The 22,712-nt window shown below is 72.6% G+C and carries 22 protein-coding genes; 15 read left to right on the top strand and 7 right to left on the bottom strand.

All coding sequences use genetic code 11. The features are described from left to right. The first annotated feature begins 24 nt into the window (after positions 1-24). Positions 25-651 carry a uracil phosphoribosyltransferase gene (gene upp / locus ABTZ99_RS32470; RefSeq protein WP_498780528.1) on the top strand — a complete coding sequence of 209 codons (627 nt, stop codon included), beginning with the start codon at positions 25-27 and terminating at the stop codon, positions 649-651. A gap of 64 nt (positions 652-715) precedes the next feature. Here upp and ABTZ99_RS32465 read toward each other — a convergent pair whose 3' ends face one another. After that, the gene (locus ABTZ99_RS32465) at positions 716-1,591 is read right to left on the bottom strand and encodes an NAD(P)H-binding protein (protein ID WP_499616682.1); all 876 of its coding nucleotides are present in this window, start codon (positions 1,589-1,591) and stop codon (positions 716-718) included. 163 nt (positions 1,592-1,754) lie between these two features. Between ABTZ99_RS32465 and ABTZ99_RS32460 the strand changes: the two genes are divergently transcribed. Beyond that, positions 1,755-3,062 (top strand): glycoside hydrolase family 18 protein, encoded by a 1,308-nt coding sequence (locus tag ABTZ99_RS32460; protein WP_498780525.1) that lies wholly within the window; start codon positions 1,755-1,757, stop codon positions 3,060-3,062. 66 nt (positions 3,063-3,128) lie between these two features. Here ABTZ99_RS32460 and ABTZ99_RS32455 read toward each other — a convergent pair whose 3' ends face one another. After that, on the bottom strand, positions 3,129-3,725 hold the full coding sequence (locus ABTZ99_RS32455; RefSeq protein ID WP_498780524.1) for a TetR/AcrR family transcriptional regulator: 597 nt from the start codon (positions 3,723-3,725) through the stop codon (positions 3,129-3,131). An 81-nt stretch (positions 3,726-3,806) separates the two neighbouring features. On the opposite strand from ABTZ99_RS32455, the gene ABTZ99_RS32450 reads away from it, so the two are divergent. The 5 genes from ABTZ99_RS32450 (at position 3,807) to ABTZ99_RS32430 (ending at position 7,220) form a co-directional block, all read left to right on the top strand. Next, complete coding sequence (locus ABTZ99_RS32450; protein ID WP_233824133.1) at positions 3,807-4,007, top strand: type II toxin-antitoxin system VapB family antitoxin; 201 nt, start codon at positions 3,807-3,809, stop codon at positions 4,005-4,007. Positions 4,008-4,415: 408 nt separating this feature from the next. Continuing rightward, entirely contained in the window at positions 4,416-4,799 is a 384-nt protein-coding gene (locus tag ABTZ99_RS32445) for a type II toxin-antitoxin system death-on-curing family toxin (protein WP_053718933.1), read from the top strand. Between the two features lie 85 nt (positions 4,800-4,884). Beyond that, positions 4,885-5,268 (top strand): MerR family transcriptional regulator, encoded by a 384-nt coding sequence (locus ABTZ99_RS32440; protein ID WP_498780523.1) that lies wholly within the window; start codon positions 4,885-4,887, stop codon positions 5,266-5,268. 44 nt (positions 5,269-5,312) lie between these two features. Continuing rightward, on the top strand, positions 5,313-6,221 hold the full coding sequence (locus tag ABTZ99_RS32435) for an aldo/keto reductase (RefSeq protein WP_498780588.1): 909 nt from the start codon (positions 5,313-5,315) through the stop codon (positions 6,219-6,221). A 69-nt stretch (positions 6,222-6,290) separates the two neighbouring features. Then, entirely contained in the window at positions 6,291-7,220 is a 930-nt protein-coding gene (locus tag ABTZ99_RS32430) for an aldo/keto reductase (protein WP_499616737.1), read from the top strand. A gap of 3 nt (positions 7,221-7,223) precedes the next feature. On the opposite strand, the gene ABTZ99_RS32425 is transcribed toward ABTZ99_RS32430, so the two are convergent. Then, positions 7,224-7,649 carry a TM2 domain-containing protein gene (locus ABTZ99_RS32425; protein WP_498780522.1) on the bottom strand — a complete coding sequence of 142 codons (426 nt, stop codon included), beginning with the start codon at positions 7,647-7,649 and terminating at the stop codon, positions 7,224-7,226. A gap of 89 nt (positions 7,650-7,738) precedes the next feature. Beyond that, positions 7,739-8,188 carry a flavodoxin family protein gene (locus ABTZ99_RS32420; protein WP_498780585.1) on the bottom strand — a complete coding sequence of 150 codons (450 nt, stop codon included), beginning with the start codon at positions 8,186-8,188 and terminating at the stop codon, positions 7,739-7,741. A gap of 205 nt (positions 8,189-8,393) precedes the next feature. Here ABTZ99_RS32420 and ABTZ99_RS32415 point away from each other — a divergent pair, with 205 nt between their 5' ends. Then, a complete protein-coding gene (locus ABTZ99_RS32415; RefSeq protein WP_230570411.1) occupies positions 8,394-8,726 on the top strand; it encodes a hypothetical protein in 333 nt (110 codons plus the stop codon). A 4-nt stretch (positions 8,727-8,730) separates the two neighbouring features. Here the strand turns inward: ABTZ99_RS32415 and ABTZ99_RS32410 are convergent, their stop codons facing one another. Beyond that, complete coding sequence (locus ABTZ99_RS32410; protein ID WP_499616676.1) at positions 8,731-10,347, bottom strand: phospho-sugar mutase; 1,617 nt, start codon at positions 10,345-10,347, stop codon at positions 8,731-8,733. After that, positions 10,344-11,156 carry a purine-nucleoside phosphorylase gene (locus tag ABTZ99_RS32405; RefSeq protein ID WP_498780519.1) on the bottom strand — a complete coding sequence of 271 codons (813 nt, stop codon included), beginning with the start codon at positions 11,154-11,156 and terminating at the stop codon, positions 10,344-10,346. Before ABTZ99_RS32405 ends, ABTZ99_RS32410 begins: the two co-directional genes overlap by 4 nt. A 333-nt stretch (positions 11,157-11,489) precedes the next feature. Between ABTZ99_RS32405 and ABTZ99_RS32400 the strand changes: the two genes are divergently transcribed. Next, on the top strand, positions 11,490-12,635 hold the full coding sequence (locus tag ABTZ99_RS32400; protein WP_499616673.1) for an MFS transporter: 1,146 nt from the start codon (positions 11,490-11,492) through the stop codon (positions 12,633-12,635). Between the two features lie 41 nt (positions 12,636-12,676). On the opposite strand, the gene ABTZ99_RS32395 is transcribed toward ABTZ99_RS32400, so the two are convergent. Continuing rightward, the gene (locus ABTZ99_RS32395) at positions 12,677-14,347 is read right to left on the bottom strand and encodes a serine/threonine-protein kinase (protein ID WP_499616670.1); all 1,671 of its coding nucleotides are present in this window, start codon (positions 14,345-14,347) and stop codon (positions 12,677-12,679) included. A gap of 102 nt (positions 14,348-14,449) precedes the next feature. Between ABTZ99_RS32395 and ABTZ99_RS32390 the strand changes: the two genes are divergently transcribed. From ABTZ99_RS32390 to ABTZ99_RS32365, 6 genes are all read left to right on the top strand, one after another. Continuing rightward, positions 14,450-16,414 (top strand): methylmalonyl-CoA mutase family protein, encoded by a 1,965-nt coding sequence (locus ABTZ99_RS32390; RefSeq protein ID WP_499616734.1) that lies wholly within the window; start codon positions 14,450-14,452, stop codon positions 16,412-16,414. Continuing rightward, positions 16,411-18,621, top strand: a complete 2,211-nt coding sequence (gene scpA / locus ABTZ99_RS32385; RefSeq protein ID WP_498780516.1) for a methylmalonyl-CoA mutase — start codon at positions 16,411-16,413, stop codon at positions 18,619-18,621. Before ABTZ99_RS32390 ends, scpA begins: the two co-directional genes overlap by 4 nt. Then, the gene (gene meaB / locus ABTZ99_RS32380) at positions 18,614-19,615 is read left to right on the top strand and encodes a methylmalonyl Co-A mutase-associated GTPase MeaB (RefSeq protein WP_499616666.1); all 1,002 of its coding nucleotides are present in this window, start codon (positions 18,614-18,616) and stop codon (positions 19,613-19,615) included. The genes scpA and meaB overlap by 8 nt, the downstream gene beginning before the upstream one ends. A 104-nt stretch (positions 19,616-19,719) precedes the next feature. Then, positions 19,720-20,046: a hypothetical protein gene (locus ABTZ99_RS32375; protein ID WP_498780513.1), complete on the top strand. Its 327-nt coding sequence runs from the start codon at positions 19,720-19,722 to the stop codon at positions 20,044-20,046. Between the two features lie 193 nt (positions 20,047-20,239). After that, the gene (locus ABTZ99_RS32370) at positions 20,240-21,406 is read left to right on the top strand and encodes a M20 family metallopeptidase (RefSeq protein ID WP_498780511.1); all 1,167 of its coding nucleotides are present in this window, start codon (positions 20,240-20,242) and stop codon (positions 21,404-21,406) included. Then, the gene (locus ABTZ99_RS32365) at positions 21,403-22,665 is read left to right on the top strand and encodes an amidohydrolase (protein WP_499616662.1); all 1,263 of its coding nucleotides are present in this window, start codon (positions 21,403-21,405) and stop codon (positions 22,663-22,665) included. The genes ABTZ99_RS32370 and ABTZ99_RS32365 overlap by 4 nt, the downstream gene beginning before the upstream one ends. The last annotated feature ends 47 nt before the right edge of the window (positions 22,666-22,712 follow it).

Below are 22,712 nucleotides of genomic sequence, written 5' to 3'. Positions count from 1 at the left end.
AGAGGTACCACATACTGTTCGACCATGGACGTCCTCGTTGTCGATCACCCACTTGCCAGGGCGCGGCTGACCACCATGCGCGACGCCCGCACGGACAACGCGGCGTTCCGCGCCGCGCTGCACGAGCTGACCGTGATGCTCGTGTACGAGGCCACGCGCGACCTGCCCGTGGCCGAGGAGCGGGTGCACACGCCCGTCGCCCGGACCACCGGCTACCGCCTGGCGAACCCGCCGCTGCTGGTGCCCGTGCTGCGGGCCGGTCTGGGCATGGCGGACCAGGCGCACAAGCTGATCCCGGACGCGCAGATGGGCTTCGTGGGCCTGGCGCGTGACGAGGAGACCCTCCAGCCGACGCCGTACATGGAGTCGCTGCCGGACTCGCTGGCCGGCCGTCCGGTCTTCGTGCTGGACCCGATGCTCGCCACGGGCGGCTCCATGGCGTACACGATCCGCCTGCTGACCGACCGCGGTGCCACCGACGTGACCGCGATCTGCGCCCTGGCCGCCCCCGAGGGCATCAAGCACCTCGAAGACGCCGCCCACCCGATCCGCCTGGTCACCGCCAGCATCGACGAACGCCTGAACGACTCGGGCTTCATCGTCCCCGGCCTGGGCGACGCCGGCGACCGCCAGTACGGCGCCGTCCACTGACCCGCGCGTCGAACGCTCAGGTCCCGTGCGTCCTGAACGCGGGACCTGAGCGTTCGACTCGCGGTCAGGTCAGGTCGGTGGCGTGGTCGGCGGCCCAGGTGGCGAGGGTGCGGCCCCGGCGGCCCGTGACGGTGGTGAAGTCGGGGGTCACGGTGGCCGGTTCCTCGTTGTGCTGGGCCATGTAGCCGAGCAGGTACTCGGCGACGTCGTAGGGCAGGCCCTCGTCGCGGATCAGGGCGGCGCGGGCCTGGCCGTAGGTCAGCCGCTCGAAGCGGATCGGACGGCCCAGGCCGCGACCGATCGCCGCGGCCTGCTCCACGTGCGTCAGGGCCTCCGGCCCGCTCAACGTGTACGCCTTGCCCGCGTGCCCGTCGCGCAGCAACGCGTGCACCGCCACCTCGGCCACGTCGTCCTCGTGCACCGGCGCCCCGACCGACTCCGGGAACGGCGCCCGCACCACGTCCTCCTCCCGGATCGTCCGCGCCCAGATCAGCTTGTTCGCCATGAACTCGCCCGGCCGCACGTGCGTCCACTCCACGCCGGACGCCTCGATCACCCGCTCCACGTCGTGGTGCAGCTCGTAGCTCCCCGGCCGCCGCACGGTCACCGCGCTGCTCGACAGGAACACCACCCGCCGCAGGTCCGCCGCGCGCTCCAGGAACGCCCGCGCGTGCCCCGCCGCGTCCTCCGACTCGATCGCCGCCAGCAGGAACACCGCCGTCACGCCCGCCAACGGCAGCTCGCCCGGCCACGTCAGATCACCTCCCACCACCTCCACGCCCGCGGGCAGCGCGGCCCGAGCCGGGTTCCGCGTCAACGCCCGCACCGGCACGCCCGCCTCCGCCAACTGCCGCACGACCGCGCCGCCGATCGTTCCGGTCGCGCCGGTGACCAGGATCGCCACAAGTCCTCCCCAGACCAGGTATTCAAACTTGAACAAGGCCCGAAGCTAGCGCGATCACCACCCGCTCCGCACATGCAAAAGTTTGCAGCGCATGCGAGAACAATTCGCATTATTGGATTCGGCCGAACGGCCGTAGAGGTGGTCTAGACCTCATCACTACCGTGGTCCAGACCACACCGGAACGCCCGCGAGGAGAAGCATGTCGAGCAGGAGATGGGTGCTCCCCGCCCTCCTGGCCACCGCGATGGCCGTGTCGCCGGCGCAGGCCCTCGCGCACGGCGGCCACGGGGACCACGGCGGTCACGGTGGCCACGACAAACGCGAGCGGGTCGTCGGGTACTACACCCAGTGGAGCGGCTACGACCGCAACTTCCTGGTGCGCGACCTCGTGGCCAACGGCACCGCACCGCGGCTCACCCACCTCAACTACGCCTTCGGCTTCCTCGACGAGTCCGGCAAGTGCGTCAGCGCCGACCCGTGGGCGGACTACCAGCGGCCGTTCAGCGCCGAGCAGAGCGTCAACGGCGTCGCGGACGTCGCGGGTCAGCCGCTGTCGGGCAACCTGAACCAGCTCAAGCAGCTCAAGGCGAAGCACCCCGGGCTGCGGATCAACATCTCGCTCGGCGGCTGGACCGGCTCGAAGTACTTCTCCAACGCCGCCCTCACGCCCGAGTCGCGCGCCGCGCACGTGGCGTCCTGCCTGGACCTGTGGCTCAAGGGCAACCTGCCCGACGCCGCACCCGGTGCGGCGGCCGGCGTGTTCGACGGCGTCGACCTGGACTGGGAGTGGCCCTCGTCCGAGGCCGCGCCCGGCAACGTCGTGCGGCCCGAGGACAAGCAGAACTTCACCGCGCTGCTCGTGGAGTACCGCAAGCAGCTGGGCAAGCTGACCTGGCGCACCGGCAAGCGCTACGACCTCACCGCGTTCCTGCCCGCCAACCCGGCCCAGGTCGACCGCGGCTTCGAGGTGAAGAAGGTCTTCGACCTGCTGACCTTCGGCACCATCCAGGGCTACGACTACCACGGCGCCTGGGAGCCGCTGACCAACCAGCAGTCCTCGCTGCGCACGCCGGCGGCCGACCCGACCGCGCCGCCGTTCAGCTCGCAGGTCGCGATCGACCACTACCTGCGCAACGGCGCGCCGAAGAGCAAGGTCGTGATGGGCGTGCCGTTCTACAGCCGGGGCTGGACGGGCGTGCGGGACGAGAACAACGGCCTGTTCCAGCCCGCCACCGGCCCCGCGCCCGCGACCTACGAGGCCGGGTACGAGGACTACCGGATCCTCAAGGCGCAGTTGGCCCAGTTCACCGTGCACCGGGATGCCAAGGCCGGTCACGCGTGGTTGTTCGACGGCACCACGTTCTGGACCTGGGACGATCCGGTCGAGATGAAGCGCAAGGGTCGCTACGTGGCCGAACGGCGCCTTGGCGGCGCGATGATCTGGTCGCTCGACGGCGACACCGCCGACGGCGAGCTGATCAAGGCGCTCACGAGCGGACTGTCCTGAGCTGGACGGTCCACGGGGTCCGGGGAGGTTTCGCGGCGGCCACCTCCCCGGGCCCCACCCCCGTCTTCACGCGCTGCGCCACCCGTCCGCGTTCGCGCGGAGGGCGCGCTCGTAGACGGGAGCGATCTCGACCCCCGGCGGCAGGTTGCCGTTGAGCTCCAGGCTCACCAGGCCGTGCACCGTGCCCCACATGGCCAACGCGATCTGCTCGGGCGGCGGGTCCTGCACGAACGCGCCGGACTCCACCGCGCGCCCGACGTCCCGGACGACCGGCAGGAACGTCTGCACGGCCGCCTCCTTCGTCTCGTCGGACGGCTCGAAGTTCGGCACCACCTTGCTGAACATCACCAGGTAGAACTGCGGGTCGGCCAGCGCGCTCTCCCGGTACGCCAGGCCGATCTGGACCAGGTCCTCCACCGGGTCGCCGGTCTGCGGCACGGTCGCGATGCGTTCACCGAATCGGCGGAACGCCTCCTCGTACACGGCGTTCAGCAGCGCCGGCTTGCCGCCGAACAACGAGTACACGGCCGTGGTCGAGGTGTTGACATCCGCCGCGAGCCTGCGCAAGCTCAAAGCGCCCGGGCCTTCGGTGGACAGCAGTTCGCCCGCCCGCTCGAGCAGTCGCCCGCGGAGCGCGTCGTCGTGTGTCTTCGGTCGTGGCACCGGGGCATCGTATCGCAACACTGTTATAATTCGCGGCCTGGTCATCGTGGTATCAAGTTGGTACCGTCATTCTCCATGGCGATGACTCTGCGTCTGAGCGACGAGGAGAACCGGCGGCTCGACGAACTCGCCGCAGCCGAAGGCCGTTCGAAGCAGGAGGTCGTGCGCTTGGCGTTGGCCGAGCGGTGGGCCAGATTGCAGAAGGAGGAGCAGCTCTCCGAGGTCCTCGGACGCGTGCTCCCCAAGTACCGGGGCCTGCTCGACAGGCTCGGCTCCGCCTGATCCCGGCCCGCCCCGATTGCGGGTTCCCGTACCGAGGGCGCCCGACCGATTACTCGCTGCCCACGACGCCACACCTTCGGGTGATCGCACCCGCGCGCCCTCGCCGTTCGAACATATGTTCGATACGATCAATCCATGCAGCTCAACCGGTGCGGCATAGGGCGTTCACCCATATACCTCTGTGAACGTCCACGGGGGTCCGAAGCGCACCGGTATGGTGCGCCGTTGAAGATCGGGCTGCGTCCAGGTTGCGCTTCGGTGCACAACGCGGCCGACAACATCCTCGCCGCCTCCGGGGCGGGGAGGCGATACGGACCTGAGGGGGTGGGTAGTGGCGCCAGAGACGTCCCGGATGCGGCGTGGCCGCGCCGGAGTCCCCGCCCCTCAGGACAGGGAGCGCGTCAAGCAGTGGTCAACTACCTCGACGCCGGCGACTTGCTCGTGCTGGCGACCGCCGTCACCGGCGGGGATCTGGTCGTGCGCGACTTAGGTCTCCTCGACTCCGCAGCCCACCGCCCCAGGGCCACAGTGCTGGGGGTCGAGGCGTACGACACGCTCTGGCTCAAAGCTTCCGCGTTGCTCGACTCCATCGTCCGCACGCGCCCGTTGGCCGAGGGCAACTGGCGGCTGGGCTGGGTCGCCGCCGTGACGTTGTGCGACATCAACGGCTGGTGGATCGACGCCGAGGAGGACGAAGCCCTCGACCTGGTGCGGGCGCTCGGCCGGGAGCAGATCGACGTGGGCGGCATGGCCGCCCACCTGGAGGCCTGGGGCATGCCCAAGGACGACTGACCGACGGCCCCCGCGACGGGCGACGGCGCCGGATACCGCGAATCGGGTTGACCTGGAGTGCACTCCAGCTCCTACCGTCGACACCGTGACTTACTCGATCGCTCAAGCGGCCGAGCGCAGCGGGTTGTCGATCGACACGCTGCGCTACTACGAACGGATCGGCCTGGTCGACCCGCCTGCCCGGGACTCCGGCGGGCGGCGCAGCTACAGCGACGACGACCTCGGCTGGCTGGTCTTCCTGACCCGGCTGCGCACCACCGGCATGCCCATTCGCATGATGCGCGAGTACGCGCAGCTCAGGCACCGCGGCGCGGCCACCGCCGGTCGCCGCAAGCAGATGCTGTTCGAGCACCGCGCCGCGGTGCGCGCACGCATCGCCGAGCTGCAGTCGTGCCTGGACGTGCTCGACTACAAGATCACGCACTACGAGCAGATCGAGCACACCTTCGTCGAGGGGATCACGGCGTGAGGGCGTTGGGCGGACTCCGGGTCGGCGACCAGGGCCTGGGCTGCATGGGCATGAGCCAGTCCTACGGCGCGGGGGACGAGGCCGGGTCGATCGCCACCATCCACCGCGCGCTCGACCTCGGCGTCACGCTCCTCGACACCGCCGACGTCTACGGCGCCGGCGCGAACGAGGAGCTGGTGGGGCGGGCGATCAGGGGCCGCCGCGACGAGGTCGTGCTCGCGACGAAGTTCGGGCTGGGCGACCCGGACCGCAGGCCGCGCGGTGACGCCGCCTACGTCGAGCAGGCCCTCGACGCGTCGTTGCGCCGCCTGGGGGTGGACCACGTCGACCTGTACTACCAGCACCGGGTCGACCCGGACGTGCCGATCGAGGAGACCGTCGGCGCGATGGCCGAGCTGGTCGCCGAGGGCAAGGTCCGCCACCTCGGCCTGTCCGAGGCGAGCGCCGCGACGATCCGCCGCGCGCACGCCGTGCACCCGATCAGCGCCCTGCAGAGCGAGTGGTCGCTGTGGACGCGCGACGTCGAGGCCGAGGTCGCGCCGACGTGCCGCGAGCTGGGCATCGGCATCGTGCCGTTCTCGCCGCTGGGCCGGGGCTTCCTCACCGGCCGCGTCACGTCCGTCGCCGACCTGGCCGAGGACGACATGCGCCGCGGCCTGCCCCGGTTCGCCGAGGAGAACTTCGCCCGCAACACGGCCATCGTGGACGCGCTGCGCGCGCTGGCCGCCGAACGCGGCGTCACGGCCGGTCAGCTGGCGCTGGCCTGGGTGCACCACCAGGGCGAGCACGTCGTACCCATCCCGGGCACCAAGCGGGTGGAGTACCTGGAGGAGAACGTCGCCGCCGCCGAGCTGCAACTGGACGCGGACGAGCTCCGCGCGATCGAGGCCGCCGCACCCGCCGTCGCCGGCGACCGGTACCCGCCGGAGTTCCTGCGGCTGTCGAACAAGTGAGCTGGGAGGACCACCGTGGAGAAACGCCGGTTGGGCGCGCTCGAGGTGAGCGCGCAGGGCCTGGGCTGCATGGGCATGAGCGACTTCTACGGCCCCGGTGACGAGGCCGAGTCGACCGCCACCATCCACCGCGCCCTCGACCTGGGCGTCACGCTCCTCGACACGGCCGACATGTACGGGCCGTTCACCAACGAGGAGCTGGTCGGCCGGGCGATCAAGGACCGCCGCGACGAGGTCGTGCTGGCGACGAAGTTCGCCATCGTCCGCGACCCGGGGCTGCCCCGGTCCCAGTGGGGCCTGCGCGGCGACCCGGAGTACGTCCGGCAGGCCGCGGACGCGTCGTTGCGCCGCCTGGGCGTGGAGCACATCGACCTGTACTACCAGCACCGGGTCGACCCGAAGGTGCCCATCGAGGACACCGTCGGCGCGATGGCCGAGCTGGTCGAGCAGGGCAAGGTCCGGCACCTCGGCCTGTCCGAGGCGGGCGCGGAGACGATCCGGCGCGCGCACGCCGTGCACCCGGTCGCGGCCGTGCAGACCGAGTGGTCGCTGTGGTCGCGCGACATCGAGGACGAGGTCGTGCCCACGTGCCGCGAGCTGGGCATCGGCGTCGTCGCGTACTCGCCGCTCGGCCGCGGCTTCCTCACCGGCCGGTACACCTCGAAGGACGACTTCGCGGCCGGCGACTTCCGCCTGGTCGGCCAGCCCCGGTTCGCGGCCGGGAACTTCGACCGCAACCTCGCGCTGGTGGAGTCGCTGCGCGAGGTGGCACGGGAGCACGACGTGACGGCGGCGCAGATCGCGCTGGCGTGGGTCCACCACCAGGGCGCGGTGCCGATCCCCGGCACCAAGCGGGTGAAGTACGTGGAGGAGAACGCCGCCGCCGCGGACCTCTCGCTGACCGACGCGCAGCTGGCCCGCATCGCCGCCGCCGTGCCGCCCGACGCGGTCGCGGGCACCCGCTACCCGACCGAGGTGCTGCCCTCGCTCGGCCGGTAGCCGCTACCGGACCACGATGCCGTTGCGCCGGTTGAAGTCCTTCGCGCCCTGCATGGCCAGCACGATCGACACGATCACCAGCACCACCCACACGGGGAACGCGACGATCAGGCCGAGCACCGTCATGGCCAGCAGGACCAGCGGGAAGTTCACCAGCAGCAGGATCACGCCGAGCACCGTCTGACCCGCGTAGAGGTTGCCCGCCCCGAGCCACAGCAGCGACAGCAGCACCGCGATGCCGGGGTTCTTGGCGGTCACCACGCCCCGCACCTGCACCCCGTAGGGCGCGGGGTGCGCGGGCGGGTGCGGCGGCGGCGCCTGCGTCACCGGCCACTGCGTCGCACCGCAGACGGCGCAGTTGACGCTCGGCGGCTGCAGGTACGCGCCGCAGGAACCGCACATCGGCGGTGGACCTACCGGTTGGGTCATTCGACTGCCTCCACGTGTCGTCGCGGCAGTCTGTCGGACGGGGGAGGCGGAGCGTTACCGATCACATCGGAGCGTGATGGATCGCCCGGTCAGAGCAACGTCGCGGCGACCGTGGCGCCCAACTCCCGGCACCGCTCCCGCGCGTCGCCGTCCGGTGCGCCGGTCAGGCTCAGCGTCGGCGCCACCGGCCGCCACGCCAACCCGGTCGTGATGTCCCGCAACGCCTTCACCGCGCCCTCCGTGCCCAGGTTGCCGTGCACGTAGGCCCCGAACGGCCGGCCGCGCGTGGCGTCCAGGCACGGGTAGTAGATCGTGTCGAAGAAGTGCTTCAGCGCGCCGCTGATGTAGCCGATGTTGGCGGGCGTGCCGAGCAGGTAGCCGTCCGCTTCCAGCACGTCGGACGCGGTGGCCGACAGCGCGGGCCGCCGCACCACGTCGACGCCCTCGACCTCCGGGTCGTTCGCCCCCTCCAGCACCGCCTCGAACAGCTCCTGCATGGCGGGTGACGGCGTGTGGTGCACGATCAGCAGGCGGGGCACGCGGCCCAGGTTGCCGCGATCGGTGTGACGCGGCAACCGCTCGGTGGCACCGGTCCCGTCCGGGAAGTCGTCGTGCCTGGTCAACGGCTCGGGCGGGTGGCCGGGTCCGCGGCCGGGCGGTCGGCGTAGCAAGATCGACAAGCGGCGGGTGGGAACCGGCGGGGCCGCCGCACGTCTGGAAGTGTGTAGTCACCGGGAGGGAGTCATGGAAACTCGCAGCATCGCCACGATGAAGCGGAACCGGCGGATCACCTGGGGCGCGGGGGTGGGGATCGGGGTCGGGTTGATCGGCCTGCCGCTGGTGTTCATCGCCCTGTGGCCGGGCGTCGACCACAGCCCGTGGGACGTCAACACGATGATCCTCGCGACCGGCGTCGCGCTGTGCACCGTCAGCTACATCTCCGGCCGCATCTCGGTCGCCGCCGTCACGCAGCACCGGTCGCGCCCGGTGAGCCCGCCGACCAGGCGTCCGTACCTGGTGGCGGGCGGTGCGCTCGTCGTCGCCGTGCTGTGCCTGCTGCTCGCCCTCGCGTCCTGACCGCTCAGTCCGCGAGCAGCTCGGACACCCGGGCCCGCAGCTCGGCCAACCGCTCCCGGGCACGCACCCGGGCGGCCGGCAGGTCGTCGGACACCGGTTCGACGACCTCCAGGTACGCCTTGAGCTTCGGTTCGGTGCCGGACGGCCGCACGACCACCCGCACGCCTTCGCGGGTCAGCCTGACCACGTCGGCCTCGGGCAGCAGGTCCTCGAACGCGAATCCCGCCGGCGGCTCGCCGCGCAGCCGGGCCATCAACGCGCCGATCCGGCTCAGGTCGGTGAACCGCAGCGAGACCTGGTCGGTCAGGTGCAGGCCGTGGTCGACGGCGAGCTGGTCCAGCGCGTCGAGCAGGGTGCGGCCGGACGCCTTCAGCCCGGCCGCCAGGTCGCACGCCACCACGGCCGCAGAAATGCCGTCCTTGTCGTTGACGCAGGCCGGGTCGACGCAGTTGCCCAGCGCCTCCTCGTAGGCGAACACCAGGCCGTCGCCCGCGCGCACCAGCCACTTGAACCCGGTCAACGTCTCCGCGTAACGCGCGCCGTGCGCCCGGGCGATCGACTTCAGCAGCGAGGACGACACGATCGTGGTGGCCACCAACGGATCCGGGCTCTCCACAGTGGACAGCACCAGGGAGCCGAGGAGCACGCCGGTCTCGTCGCCGCGCAACATCCGCCACGACCCGTCCCGCTCGCGCACGCCCAGCGCGCACCGGTCGGCGTCGGGGTCCAGGGCGATGGCCAGGTCGGCGTCCTCCGCCGCCGCCAGCGCCAGCAACCGGTCCGCCGCGCCCGGCTCCTCCGGGTTCGGGAACGCCACGGTCGGGAAACCCGGGTCCGGCACGGCCTGCTCGCGCACGACCCGCACGTCGGTGAACCCGGCCCGCCGCAACGCCTCCACCGCCGTCGCGCCGCCGACGCCGTGCATCGGCGTCAACACCACGCGCAGGTCGCGCTGGACGCCGCGCGGCAGCGACGCGACCCGCTCCAGGTACTCGTCCACCTCGGCGTCCGACACCGGCAGGTAGTCGTCCGACAGCGGCACCGACACGGCCGCGGGCACGCCCCGGATCGCCGCCTCGATCTCGCGGTCCTCCGGCGGCACGATCTGCCCGCCACCGGCCAGGTACAGCTTGTAGCCGTTGTCCGCGGGCGGGTTGTGCGAGGCGGTGATCTGCACGCCCGCCACCGCCGCGTGCCGCTTGACCAGGAACGCCAGCACCGGCGTCGGCAGCGGTCCCGGCAGCACCCGCACGGTGAACCCCGCGCCCGCCAGCACACCGGCCGCCGCCGCCGCGAAGTCCTCCGAACCGTGCCGCGCGTCCCGGCCCACGAACACCGTGCCGACGTGCCCGTGCGCCTTGAGCCACGCGGCGAGGCCGGCCGTGGTGCGGATGACCACGGCCCGGTTCATCCCGTTCGGCCCGGCCCGCACGGGACCGCGCAGCCCCGCCGTGCCGAACGCCAGCGGGCCCGCCATCCGGTCGGCCACCTCGTCGGCCGCGGCGGCGTCACCGCCCATCGCCCGCGCCACGACGGTCTGCAGCTCCAGGCGCGTCGCCGGGTCGGGGTCGTCGGCGATCCAGCGGAACGCGGCGTCGCGCAGGGCCGGGGGGAGGGTCATGCCCGCGTCACCAGCTCCCGCAGCAGCGCGCCCATCCGGCTCGCCGCCGCCTGGCCCGCCTCCAGCACCTCTTCGTGGTTGAGCGGCTCGCCGGTGATGCCCGCGGCCAGGTTCGTCACCAGGGACAGGCCGAACACCTCGACGCCCTCCGCGCGGGCCGCGATGGCCTCCAGCACGGTGGACATGCCGACGAGGTCCGCGCCCATCGTGCGCAGCATCCGGATCTCGGCGGGCGTCTCGAAGTGCGGTCCGGGCAGGCCCGCGTAGACGCCGTCCTCCAGCGACGGGTCGATCTCCCGGGCGAGGTCGCGCAGGCGCGGCGAGTAGAGGTCGGTGAGGTCCACGAACCGCGCCCCGACCAGCGGTGACGACGCGGTCAGGTTCAGGTGGTCGCTGATCAGCACCGGCTGGCCGACCGCCATGCCCTGCCGCAGCCCGCCCGCCGCGTTGGTCAGCACGACCGTGCCGACACCCGCCGCGGCGGCCGTGCGCACGCCGTGCACGACCTTGGCCACGCCCTTGCCCTCGTACCCGTGCGTCCGGCCGAGCATGACCAGCACGTGCTTGTCGCCGACGCTCACCGAGCGCACCGTGCCGCCGTGGCCGACGGCGGTGGGCGCCTCGAACCCGGGCAGCTCGCCCATGGGCACCTCGGCGTCGGGCTCGCCGATGAGGTCGGCGGCGGGGCGCCACCCCGACCCGAGGACGACGGCGATGTCGTGCCTGCCCACCCCGGTCCGCTCGGCCAGCGCCTTGGCCGCGTCGGTGGCCAGGGCCTCAGGGGTGGTGTTCTCACTGATACCGGTCACGCCGCGAGCCTAATCGCCGCCTGTCCCCGTTGCCCGCAGTGCCGTGGGTCCCGGTGGTACCGCCGCCGGGCGAAGCGGTCGACGGGTGGAGCAGCGGACGCGGCATCCGACCGGTTGACGAATCCGCCACGCCGGGCACGACCCGTCCGGCTCAACTGCGGTCACGCGCGCCGCGGAATCCAGGAAACGAAAGGCCACGCGGTTCGCCGAGCGAATGGTCGAGAATCCGCCGGCATCCGGATTGGCGCCTCCCTACGGTCGATTCCCGTGAATGTCCACCCTGTCGCCAAGAATCCGATAGTCGCCCGACCGCGTGGCTCCGCGGTGTGGTTCATGTCGCTCGCGGCCGCGCTCGGGACGTCCACGACCTACCCGCTGCAGCCCGCGATCGCGGACGTCGCGGATTCCCTGGGCTCGTCGATCGCCGCGGTCGGAATCGCGCTCGCGTGCGGCCCGGTCGGCTACCTCGTCGGACTCGGCCTGCTCGTTCCGCTGGTCGACCGCTTCTCCCCGAGACGGGTGCTCGCGGCCCAGTTCGGGGTCCTGGCGGTCGCGTTGGCGGCGTGTGCCGCGGTGGGCAACGCGGTGGTGTTGGGACTGGTGATCGGCGTGGTCGGAGCCTGTTCGGCGGTGGGGGCGGGCCTCAGCTCGCTGGCGGGCCGGCTGGCCGGCGAACGTCGACGCGCGACCGTCCTGGGCATCGTCACCGCCGGGATCTCGGGCGGGATCCTCGCCGGCAGGATCGTGGGCGGTCGCCTCGCCGACGAGATCGGCTGGCGCGGGATGCTCCTCGGGTTCGCCGCCGCCTGCGCGCTGGTCGCGCTGTGGTCGCTGCGGGTGCTCCCGGCCGCGCGGGGCGGCGTCGGGCACGGCTACCTCGCCACCCTGCGCTCGGTGCCCGGGTTGTTCGCCCGGCACGCGCCGCTCCGGCTCGCGGCAGTGCGCGGCGCGCTGTGGTTCTTCGGGTTCTGCGCCGTGTGGTCCGGGCTCGCGGTAGCCCTCTCCGCGCCGCCGCACTCGCACTCGGCCGAGCGGATCGGCCTGTACGCGCTGGCCGGCCTCACCGGTGTCCTCGCGACCCAGGTCGCCGGCGCCTGGACCGATCGGGTGGGCGCGCGGCGCGTCGTCCTGGCGGGCTTGGCCGTGGCCGGGACCGCTGCGGTCGTCCTCGGCTTCACGCTCGAGAACACCGTCGTGACCCTCGTGTGCCTGGCCCTGTTCGACGCCGGTCTCTTCGCCGCCCAGGTCGCGAACCAGAGCACCGTCCTGTCCATCGACCCGGCGGCCCCCGCGCGTTTCAACAGCGCGTACATGCTGGTGTACTTCGTGGGCGGCAGCCTCGGCACCGCTTTCGGCGCGACCGCCGTCGAGTGGTTCGGCTGGCCGATCACCGCCGCGATCACGGCCGCCGTCATCGCCATAGCGGCCACGATCACCGTCCTCGCACCTCAGGGTGCGACCACACGTTCGGTTCCGTGATCCGGCGACCGGTGTTCGGCGGCCGATGTCGCCGCATTCGCCTAGTCGTTCACCCGGAACGTCGGCGCGATCGTGTCGAACAGCCGGCTCCGCCCCGTCTCCTCCTGCTCGGTCGGCACGACGACCTCGACCACCCACAGGTCGTTGCCGCGGGGCAGCACCCGCGAGTACCGGCTGCGACGCAGGTCAGGGCCGGGGGAGACGGTGTCGCGGCCCAGCGGGGTGGCCCGTTCGACGGTCCGGTAGCTGTACTGGACGCCCGGCTCCTTGCCCCCCGGCGGCAGTGCGTCGGTCGCTTCGAGGGCCTCGCCGAAGTACTGGTCCTCCGCCCACCGCGAGCGCACCAGCCGCAGGTAGTCCTTGATCGTGTTCCGCTCGTAGTAGTCCGGGAACCGCTGCACCGTCACCTCGTACCACCCGTTCGGCGCGACCAGGTGCACCACCGTGCTCGGGCCGAGCCCGTTGTTCGCCCGCTGCTCCAGGAAGCTGGTCCAGTCCGGCCCCACCTCGATGGTGAACTCGGCGCCCTGCTCGCCGTTCGCCGCCGCGGCCGACGCCGTGGTCGGCAGCAGCGACGGCGTCTCGACGATCGCGGGCGGTGACGGCGTCTCCTGCGTCGGCGGGGGCAGCAGGGACGCACCGGCGACCGTCCTGGTCAGGGCGAAGCCCGACACGCTGCCGATCGCGAACAGCACCACCGCCGACAACGCCACCAGCACCGTCAGCCCCGGCCGCCGAGTCAGCTCGCGCGTCGGCGCCTGCGCCACCATGAACGGCAGCGGCCCGGGATCGGCGGCCAGCGGCGTCTCCGGCGGTACCGGCGGCTTGACCGGCGCCGGCCGCACGACCTCCACCACCGGCCGGGTGGCCGCCGACGCCGGGAACACGTCCGTGCCCGGCTCCGGCAGCAGCGGCCGGACCAGCCGCCGCACCTCGGCCAACGTGATCCGCTCGTCCGGCGCCTTCACCATGAGGCCCGCGACCACGGCCTCCAACGCGCCGCAGGCCGACGCCGACGGCACGTCGCCGTGCACCACCTGGTTGATCGTCTGCAGCACGTTCGCGCCCTCGTACGGCTGCTGGCCGGTCATCGCCGCGAACAGCGTCGCGCCCAGCGACCACTGGTCCGCCGCGAACGACACCGCCGCGCCCGCCGCCACCTCGGGCGCGATGTACGCGGGCGTCCCCAACGTGATCCCGCGGCTGGTCAGGGTGGCCTCGGCGACGTTGCGGGCGATGCCGAAGTCGGTCAGCTTCACCCGGCCGTCGTCGGCCACCAGCACGTTGCCCGGCTTCACGTCCCGGTGCGTGATCCCGGCCCGGTGCGCGGCCTCCAACGCGGCGGCCACCGCGTCCGCCACCACCGCGCCCTGCACGTCGGTCAGCGGACCGCGCTGCCGCACTACCTCCGCCAACGACGACGACGGCACCAGCTCCATCACCACGTACGGGTCGCCGTCGACCTGCACCACGTCGTACAGCGTCACCAGGTTCGGGTGCGCGAGCGCCGCCGCCGACCGGGCCTCGCGCAGCGTCCGCTCCCGGATCACCTCGTCCTCGTCGTCCGAGCCGCCCGCCGGGCGCAGGATCTCCTTCACCGCGACGTCCCGCCGCAGCACCTCGTCGTGCGCCGCCCAGACGGTGCCCATCGAGCCGCGCCCCAGGACGTGCCGCAGGCGGTAGCGGCCGGCGATCAGTCGCTCGGATTCCACTGCGCCATCATCCACCAGCGTGGAAGACTGCAATCTGCATCGTTCACGGCGGTGAACCTCACATAGCCGTCGAACTACCGGTGAGTAACACTGCGGAGCATGATGGAGCCGTCAGGCGAGTTGGCGTTGGCCGCCGAATTCACCACCCCTGACCGCGAGCAGTGGCTGGACCTGGTCCGAGGCGTGCTGCGCAAGTCGGGCGCGGACTTCGACTCCCTGGTCACCACCACCTACGACGGCATCGCCGTCCAGCCGCTCTACACCGCCGCCGACCAGGCGCCGGACGCCGGTTTCCCGGGGTCGGCCCCGTTCACCCGGGGCGGTCGGCCGCAGGGCGCGGTCGAGGGCTGGGACGTCCGCCAGCAGCACCGGGTCGCCGACCGCGAGGCGGTGATGGCGGACCTGGAGAACGGCGTCACGTCGCTGTGGCTCAAAGGGCTCGACCCGGCCGCCTACGACGAGGTGCTGGCCGACGTCTACCTGGACCTCGCGCCGGTGGTCGTGGACGCGGGCGCGGACTTCCTCGAAGCCGGGCGGGCCATGCTGCGGGTCTGGGACCAGCGGCCGGTGCTCGCCAGTGAGGTGCGGGGCAACGTCGGCGCGGACCCCTTGGGCGTGCAGGCGCGCACGGGGCGGCCCGCCGACCTCGCCGCCCTGACCGACCTGCTGGGCAAGACCCGCGAGTTCCCCGGGCTGCGCCTGGTCGTCGTGGACGGCCTGCCGTTCCACGAGGCCGGCGGCTCGGACGCGCAGGAGCTGGGCGCGTCCCTCGCGGCCGGTGTCGCGTACCTGCGGCACCTGACCGAGGCCGGGCTGGACGTCGCGGAAGCCGTGCGGCTGCTGGAGTTCCGGTACGCGGCGACCGCCGACCAGTTCTCCACCATCGCCAAGTTCCGGGCCGCCCGGCGGCTCTGGGCGCGGGTCACCGAGGTGGCCGGCGCGCCGAGCCCGCAACTGCAGCACGCGGTCACGTCGCCCGCGATGATGACCCGCCGCGACCCGTGGGTGAACATGCTGCGCACCACCGTGGCGTGCTTCGGCGCGGGCCTCGGCGGCGCGGACGCGGTGACCGTGCTGCCGTTCGACCACGCGATCGGCCTGTCCGACGACTTCGCCCGGCGCATCGCCCGCAACACGCAGTCGCTGCTGCTGGAGGAGTCGAAGCTGGCCGCCGTGATCGACCCGGCGGGCGGCTCCTGGTACGTGGAACGGCTCACCGACGACCTCGCGCGCGCCGCCTGGGCGTGGTTCCGCGAGATCGAGGCCGCCGGCGGTCTGCCTGCGGCGTTCGACCTGGTCGGAGACCGGATCGCGGCCACCTGGGACCGGCGCCGGGCGAACCTGGCCGACCGGACCGACGCGCTGACCGGCGTCAGCGAGTTCCCGAACCTGGGCGAGCAGCCGGTGGTCCGCCCGCCCGCCCCCGAAGACCGGCCCGCCCCCGAAGACTCCTCTGCACCCGAAGACCGGCCCACCCCCGAAGTTCGGCCCGCACCCGGAGGACCGTCCGCACCCGGAGAACCGCGAGAACCGGGCCAGGCCAACGGCCGCGCTGCGCAGGAGTCCCCCTCGGGGGATCCCCGGTCTTCATTCTCCCAGAAGGGTCCGACAATCTCGGGCCCCCGAACCCGGCCCCTGCCCCGCATCCGGTACGCCCAGGACTTCGAGGCGCTGCGCGACGCGGCCGACGCGAGCCCCGAGCGCCCGAAGGTCTTCCTGGCCACCCTCGGCCCGGTCGCCGCGCACACCGCGCGGGCCGCGTTCGCGGCGAACCTGTTCCAGGCGGGCGGCATCGAGACGCCCGACGCCGGGCCCACCGGGACCGTGGACGACGTGGTCGCGAAGTTCCGCGAGAGCGGCGCCCGGATCGCCTGCCTGTGCGGCAGCGAGAGCAGCTACGCCGAGCTGGCCGCGCCCGTGGCGCGAGCGCTGCGCGAAGCGGGCGCGGAGCGGATCCTGTTGGCGGGCAAGAAGTCCGACGCGGAGATCGACGAGTACGTGTTCACCGGCTGTCCCGCCCTGGACGTGCTGGAGCACACGTTCGAATCCCTTGGAGTCCAGCGATGATCCCGAACTTCGCCGACATCGACCTGGGCGAACCCACCGCCGCCGCCGACGCCGCGCAGTGGCACGCCGCGCTCCAGGAGGCGACCGGCAAGGGCGCGGACGCGCTGACGTGGGAGACGCCCGAGGGCATCGGCGTCAAACCCGTCTACACGGCCGCCGACACCGAGGGCCTCGACTTCCTCGCGACCTACCCGGGCATCGCGCCGTTCCTGCGCGGCCCGTACCCGACGATGTACGTCAACCAGCCGTGGACCATCCGGCAGTACGCCGGGTTCTCCACCGCCGAGGAGTCCAACGCCTTCTACCGCCGCAACCTCGCGGCCGGCCAGAAGGGCCTGTCCGTCGCGTTCGACCTGGCCACCCACCGCGGCTACGACTCCGACCACCCCCGCGTGGCCGGTGACGTCGGCATGGCGGGCGTGGCCATCGACTCGATCTACGACATGCGCCGGCTGTTCGACGGCATCCCGCTGGACAAGATGAGCGTGTCGATGACCATGAACGGCGCCGTCCTGCCGATCCTGGCGCTGTACGTCGTCGCGGCCGAGGAGCAGGGGGTGGCGCCCGAGCAGCTGGCCGGGACCATCCAGAACGACATCCTCAAGGAGTTCATGGTCCGCAACACCTACATCTACCCGCCGAAGCCGTCGATGCGGATCATCTCCGACATCTTCGCGTTCACCTCGCGGCGGATGCCGAAGTTCAACTCCATCTCCATCTCCGGCTACCACATGCAGGAAGCCGGCGCGACGGCAGACCTGGAGCTGGCCTACACGCTCGCGGACGGCGTGGAGTACCTGCGGGCGGGCCGCGGCGCGGGACTGGACATCGACGCGTTCGCGCCTCGGCTGTCGTTCTTCTGGGCGGTCGGCATGAACTTCTTCATGGAAGTCGCCAAGCTGCGCGCCGCCCGGCTGCTGTGGGCGAAGCTGGTCAAGGGCTTCGACCCGAAGTCGCCGAAGTCGCTGTCCCTGCGCACGCACTGCCAGACGTCCGGCTGGTCGCTGACCGCGCAGGACGTGTTCAACAACGTCGCGCGCACGTGCGTCGAGGCGATGGCCGCCACGCAGGGGCACACGCAGTCGCTGCACACCAACGCGCTGGACGAGGCCCTGGCGCTGCCGACGGACTTCTCCGCGCGCATCGCCCGCAACACCCAGCTGCTGCTCCAGCAGGAATCCGGCACCACGCGGGTGATCGACCCGTGGGGCGGCAGCGCGTTCGTGGAGCGCCTCACGCACGACCTGGCGCACCGCGCGTGGTCGCACATCACCGAGGTCGAGGCCGCGGGCGGGATGGCGCAGGCCATCGAGGCGGGCATCCCGAAGCTGCGCATCGAGGAGGCCGCCGCGCGCACCCAGGCGCGCATCGACTCCGGCCGGCAGCCGGTGATCGGCGTGAACAAGTACCAGGTCGAGTTCGACGAGAAGATCGACGTGCTCAAGGTCGACAACGCCGGTGTGCGCGCGCAGCAGCTGGCGAAGCTGGCCCGGTTGCGCGAAGAGCGCGACCAGTCCGCCGTCGACTCCGCGCTGACCGCGCTGACCGAGGCCGCGGGCTCCGACGGCAACCTGCTGGAGCTGGCGATCTCCGCGGCTCGCGCCAAGGCCACCGTCGGGGAGATCTCCGAGGCGCTGGGCAAGGTGTGGGGCAGGCACTCCGCGCAGATCCGCACCATCACCGGCGTGTACCGGGAGGAGGCCGGGTCCGTTTCCCCGGGAGAGAGGACGCCAGTGGTGGCTACCCTCGAGGCGGCCGCGGCGTTCGCCGAGGCCGAAGGGCGTCGACCGCGCATCCTGGTCGCCAAGATGGGCCAGGACGGGCACGACCGCGGCCAGAAGGTGATCGCGACCGCGTTCGCCGACCTCGGCTTCGACGTGGACGTCGGCCCGCTGTTCCAGACGCCGGAGGAGGTCGCGCGCCAGGCCGTCGAGGCCGACGTGCACATCGTCGGCGTGTCGTCGCTGGCCGCGGGCCACCTCACGCTGGTGCCCGCGCTGCGCTCGGCGCTGGCGGGGATGGGCCGCGAGGACATCATGATCGTGGTCGGCGGCGTGATCCCGCCCCAGGACTTCGACGCGCTGCGCGAGGCGGGCGCGGCGGCGATCTTCCCGCCCGGCACGGTCATCGCCGACGCGGCGGGCGACCTGCTGCGCGAGCTCGCCGGGCAGCTCGGCCACGACGACCTGCCGGGACGAGATGGCTAGGCCGGTCGACGTCGGCGAGTACGCCAAGGGCGTGCTCGCCGGCAACCGGGGCACGCTGGCCCGGGCCATCACGCTGGTCGAGTCGACGCGCCCGGACCACCGCGCGTCGGCGCAGGAGCTGCTGGTCGAGCTGCTGCCGCACTCGGGCAACGCGCACCGCGTCGGCATCACCGGCGTGCCCGGCGTGGGCAAGTCGACGTTCATCGACGCGTTCGGCTCGATGCTGACCGCGCGGGGCCACCGGGTGGCGGTGCTGGCGGTCGACCCGTCGTCCACCCGCACCGGCGGCTCGATCCTGGGCGACAAGACCCGGATGGCCCGGCTCGCGGTGGACGAGGCGGCGTTCATCCGGCCGTCGCCGACCTCCGGCACGCTCGGCGGCGTGGCCAGGGCGACCCGCGAGACGATCGTGCTGGTCGAGGCCGCGGGCTACGACGTGGTGCTGGTCGAGACGGTCGGCGTCGGCCAGTCCGAGGTCGCGGTGGCCGACATGACCGACTGCTCGCTGCTGCTCACCCTCGCCCGCACCGGCGACCAGCTCCAGGGCATCAAGAAGGGCGTGCTGGAGCTGGCCGACGTGATCGCGGTCAACAAGGCCGACGGCCCGCACGAGCAGGACGCCCGCAAGGCCGCCCGCGAGCTGGCCGGCGCGCTGCGGCTGCTGCGCCCGCCGGACGCCCCGTGGCACCCGCCCGTGCTGACGTGCAGCGGGCTGGACGGCTCCGGGCTCGACACCGTGTGGCGGCAGGTCGTCCAGCACCGGGAGACCCTGGAGGCGGGCGGCGGGCTGGCCGAGCGGCGGCGTCGCCAGCAGGTCGACTGGACCTGGGCCATGGTGAACGACCAGCTGCTCACGAGCCTGCGCGCGGCGCCGGGCGTGCGCTCGGTCGTGCCCGAGGTGGAACGGCAGGTGCGCGCCGGCGAGCTCACCGCCACGCTGGCCGCCGAACGCATCCTGGCCGCGTTCCGCGCCGACCCGGGTCGAGGCTGGTAGCGGGCACGTGGCGGGCTCGTTCGCTCACAGCACGTGAACAAAAGCCGGTTTGGATGACCACCGACAGTGGTAACCACGAAACGCGGTGGCTAGGCTTGGCGACCATGTGGCGATCTGTGCTCGCGGTGTGCCTGTTCGTGCTGGCCGGTGTGTTCACCGCGTCGGGCACAGGCGCCGCCGTGACGCCCGCGCCGCACCTCGCGGTCCAGCCCACGGAGACCCTGGCGCCCGGCGGCACCATCCAGCCCGACGGCACCGTGCCGCCCGGTCCGGAGATCAACGCGCCCCAGGAGGAGCAGCAGCCCGCGTCCAGCGGCGAGACCCGCCGCAAGCTGTGGATCGGCGGTATCGCGCTGCTGCTGTTCGCCCTCGTCTACTGGCGCAACAAGAAGCGCTGGTCGAAGTGGAAGGCCGGGCGCAAGTCCGGGTGATTCCACCTGGTGGGAACCCGGTGGCGGCATGTGGTCGCCATCTAGCATGGCCTGCGCGAACGCGCACGGTCGCGCGCACGTGATCGGTCTGACCGAACATCGCGCACCGCTCGGCGCAGCCCCGCGACCGGTTGCCGGTTGATCAACCAGGGGTGCGACGCGCTCGCCGGACCGTGATGCAGGATGGACGCAAATGAGTACCGACTTCAAGATGAGCACACGCTCGGCCGTCGAGCGGTACTCGACTGCGCTGGTGGACCTCTCCCGCAGCATCCACGCGGAGCCCGAGCAGGCGTTCGCCGAGCACCGCAGCGCGGCCAAGGTCGCCGACCTGCTGGCCGCCGAGGGCTTCGAGGTCGAGCGCGGTGTCGCGGACCTGGAGACGGCGTTCACCGCGTCGTTCGGCTCCGGCGAGCTGGTGCTGGGGCTGTGCGCGGAGTACGACGCGCTGCCCGAGGTCGGCCACGCGTGCGGGCACAACGTCATCGCCGCCGCCTCGGCCGGAGCGGCCCTCGCCCTGCGTGACCTGGCCGACGAGCTCGGCCTCACCGTCCGGGTGATCGGCACCCCGGCGGAGGAGGTCGGCGGCGGCAAGGTGCTGATGCTCGAACGCGGGGTATTCGACGACGTGGCGTTCTCGATGATGGTGCACCCGGCCCCGTACGAGGCCGTGGCCGCGCGATCGCTCGCCATCACCGACGTCGAGGTCCACTACACCGGCAAGCCGTCCCACGCCGCCGCCGCGCCCCACCTGGGCGTGAACGCGGCCGACGCGATCACGGTCGCCCAGGTCGCCATCGGGCTCGCCCGCCAGCACCTGGAGCCGGGACAGATGGTCAGCGGCATCGTCACGCGCGGCGGCGCCGTGCCCAACATCGTGCCCGCGCGCACGTCGGCGATGTTCGACCTGCGCGCCGACGACCTCGAATCGCTGCGCCGGCTGGAGGAGCGGATGAACCGCTGCTTCGAGGCGGGCGCGGTCGCCACCGGCTGCACCCACGAGGTCGTGAAGGTCTCGCCGGTGTACGCCGAGCTGACCCCAGACCCCTGGCTCGCGGACGCCTACCGGCACGCCGCGATCGAGCTGGGCAGGCATCCGTTGAGCCCCGAGGAGGAGCTCAAGGAGAAGATCGGCAGCACCGACATGGGCAACATCACCCGTGCGCTGCCGGCCATCCACCCGACCATCGCCATCGACTGCGGAGACGCGGTGAACCACCAAATCGAGTTCGCGACCGCCTGTGCGTCGGCCTCGGCCGACCGAGCTGTGCTCGACGGGGCGCTCGCACTCGCCTGGACCACAATTTCCGCTGCCACCGACGGTGCGCAGCGCTCTCGACTGCTGGCGGGTGTGGCATGACGGTCGTGGACTCGCGTCGGCCGGAGGAGGGTGCCGAGGTGCTGTTGACCGATCGCGGGGTCAGCATTGCCCCTGTGGATGATCCCGGTGAGGGGCGCGGACCCTCGTGGCTCGACGACTGGCTGGCGGCGAACGCCTCCGAGGTCGTCGCCTGGCGCCGGCACCTCCACGCGCACCCGGAGCTGTCCCGGCACGAGTTCGCCACCACCGAGCTGATCGCCGACGTGCTGCGCTCGGCCGGCCTCAAGCCGCGCATCCTGCCCGGCGGCACCGGCCTGGTCTGCGACGTCGGCTCCGGGCCGCGCTGCGTGGCGCTGCGCGCGGACATCGACGCCCTGCCGCTGCCGGAGAACACCGGCGCCCCGTACTCGTCCACTGTGGACGGCGTGGCGCACGCGTGCGGGCACGACGCGCACACCACCGTGCTGCTGGGCGCGGCGCTGGCGCTGGCGTCGGCCACCGAGCTGCCCGGACGGGTCCGCCTGGTGTTCCAGCCCGCCGAGGAGGTCATGCCGGGCGGTGCGCTGGACGTGCTGGCGGCGGGCGGTCTCGACGGCGTGGAGCGCATCTTCGGCCTGCACTGCGACCCGCGGCTGGAGGTCGGCCGCATCGGCACCCGGATCGGCGCGATCACGTCGGCCAGCGACATGCTGGAGCTGCGTCTGACCTCCCCCGGCGGCCACACGTCCCGGCCGCACCTGACCGCGGACCTGGTGCACGCGCTGGGCACCGTGATCACGGGCCTGCCGGGCCTGCTGTCCCGCCGCGTCGACCCCCGTTCGGGCACCGTCCTCGTGTGGGGCGCGGTGCACGCGGGGGAGGCCCCGAACGCCGTGCCGCAGGACGGCGTGCTGCGCGGCACGCTGCGCACCGGCGACCGCGACATCTGGGCCGAGCTGGAGCCGTTGATCAAGGAGCTGGTGGGCGCGCTGCTGGCCCCGACCGGTGTCGGCTTCGACCTGCACCACCGGCGCGGCGTCCCCCCGGTCGTGAACGACCGGGAGAGCACGGTGCTGCTGCGCGCGGGCGTCGAGGCGGCGTTGGGCGAGGACGCGCTGGCCGGCACGGAGCAGTCGTCGGGCGGCGAGGACTTCGGCTGGTACCTGGAGCACGTGCCGGGCTCGTTCGCGCGCCTGGGCGTCTGGGACGGCGTCGGCAAGCAGAAGGACCTCCACCAGCCGGGCTTCGACCTGGACGAACGCGCCCTGCTGGTCGGCGTGCGCGTGATGGTGCACGCGGCCCTGGCCGCCCTGGCCTGACCCGGTCCCGGCGCGGGGCCGCCCCCCCCGCGGGGGGGGGGGCGGGT

Origin of the sequence: Actinosynnema sp. NPDC002837 (assembly GCF_040295345.1) — a bacterium.
Classification (GTDB): domain Bacteria; phylum Actinomycetota; class Actinomycetes; order Mycobacteriales; family Pseudonocardiaceae; genus Actinosynnema.
This window is presented reverse-complemented; position numbering and strand designations above follow the sequence as displayed.

Bases quoted from the DNA above. Each gene is read 5' to 3' on its own strand.
- ABTZ99_RS32460 (WP_498780525.1), top strand. From the start codon at position 1,755: ATGTCGAGCAGGAGATGGGTGCTCCCCGCCCTCCTGGCCACCGCGATG.
- ABTZ99_RS32415 (WP_230570411.1), top strand. From the start codon at position 8,394: ATGGAAACTCGCAGCATCGCCACGATGAAGCGGAACCGGCGGATCACC.
- ABTZ99_RS32450 (WP_233824133.1), top strand. From the start codon at position 3,807: ATGACTCTGCGTCTGAGCGACGAGGAGAACCGGCGGCTCGACGAACTC.
- ABTZ99_RS32365 (WP_499616662.1), top strand. From the start codon at position 21,403: ATGACGGTCGTGGACTCGCGTCGGCCGGAGGAGGGTGCCGAGGTGCTG.
- ABTZ99_RS32430 (WP_499616737.1), top strand. From the start codon at position 6,291: ATGGGCATGAGCGACTTCTACGGCCCCGGTGACGAGGCCGAGTCGACC.
- ABTZ99_RS32410 (WP_499616676.1), bottom strand. From the start codon at position 10,347: ATGACCCTCCCCCCGGCCCTGCGCGACGCCGCGTTCCGCTGGATCGCC.
- ABTZ99_RS32375 (WP_498780513.1), top strand. From the start codon at position 19,720: ATGTGGCGATCTGTGCTCGCGGTGTGCCTGTTCGTGCTGGCCGGTGTG.
- ABTZ99_RS32435 (WP_498780588.1), top strand. From the start codon at position 5,313: ATGGGCATGAGCCAGTCCTACGGCGCGGGGGACGAGGCCGGGTCGATC.
- ABTZ99_RS32390 (WP_499616734.1), top strand. From the start codon at position 14,450: ATGGAGCCGTCAGGCGAGTTGGCGTTGGCCGCCGAATTCACCACCCCT.
- ABTZ99_RS32425 (WP_498780522.1), bottom strand. From the start codon at position 7,649: ATGACCCAACCGGTAGGTCCACCGCCGATGTGCGGTTCCTGCGGCGCG.
- scpA (WP_498780516.1), top strand. From the start codon at position 16,411: ATGATCCCGAACTTCGCCGACATCGACCTGGGCGAACCCACCGCCGCC.
- upp (WP_498780528.1), top strand. From the start codon at position 25: ATGGACGTCCTCGTTGTCGATCACCCACTTGCCAGGGCGCGGCTGACC.
- ABTZ99_RS32370 (WP_498780511.1), top strand. From the start codon at position 20,240: ATGAGTACCGACTTCAAGATGAGCACACGCTCGGCCGTCGAGCGGTAC.
- ABTZ99_RS32400 (WP_499616673.1), top strand. From the start codon at position 11,490: ATGTCGCTCGCGGCCGCGCTCGGGACGTCCACGACCTACCCGCTGCAG.
- meaB (WP_499616666.1), top strand. From the start codon at position 18,614: ATGGCTAGGCCGGTCGACGTCGGCGAGTACGCCAAGGGCGTGCTCGCC.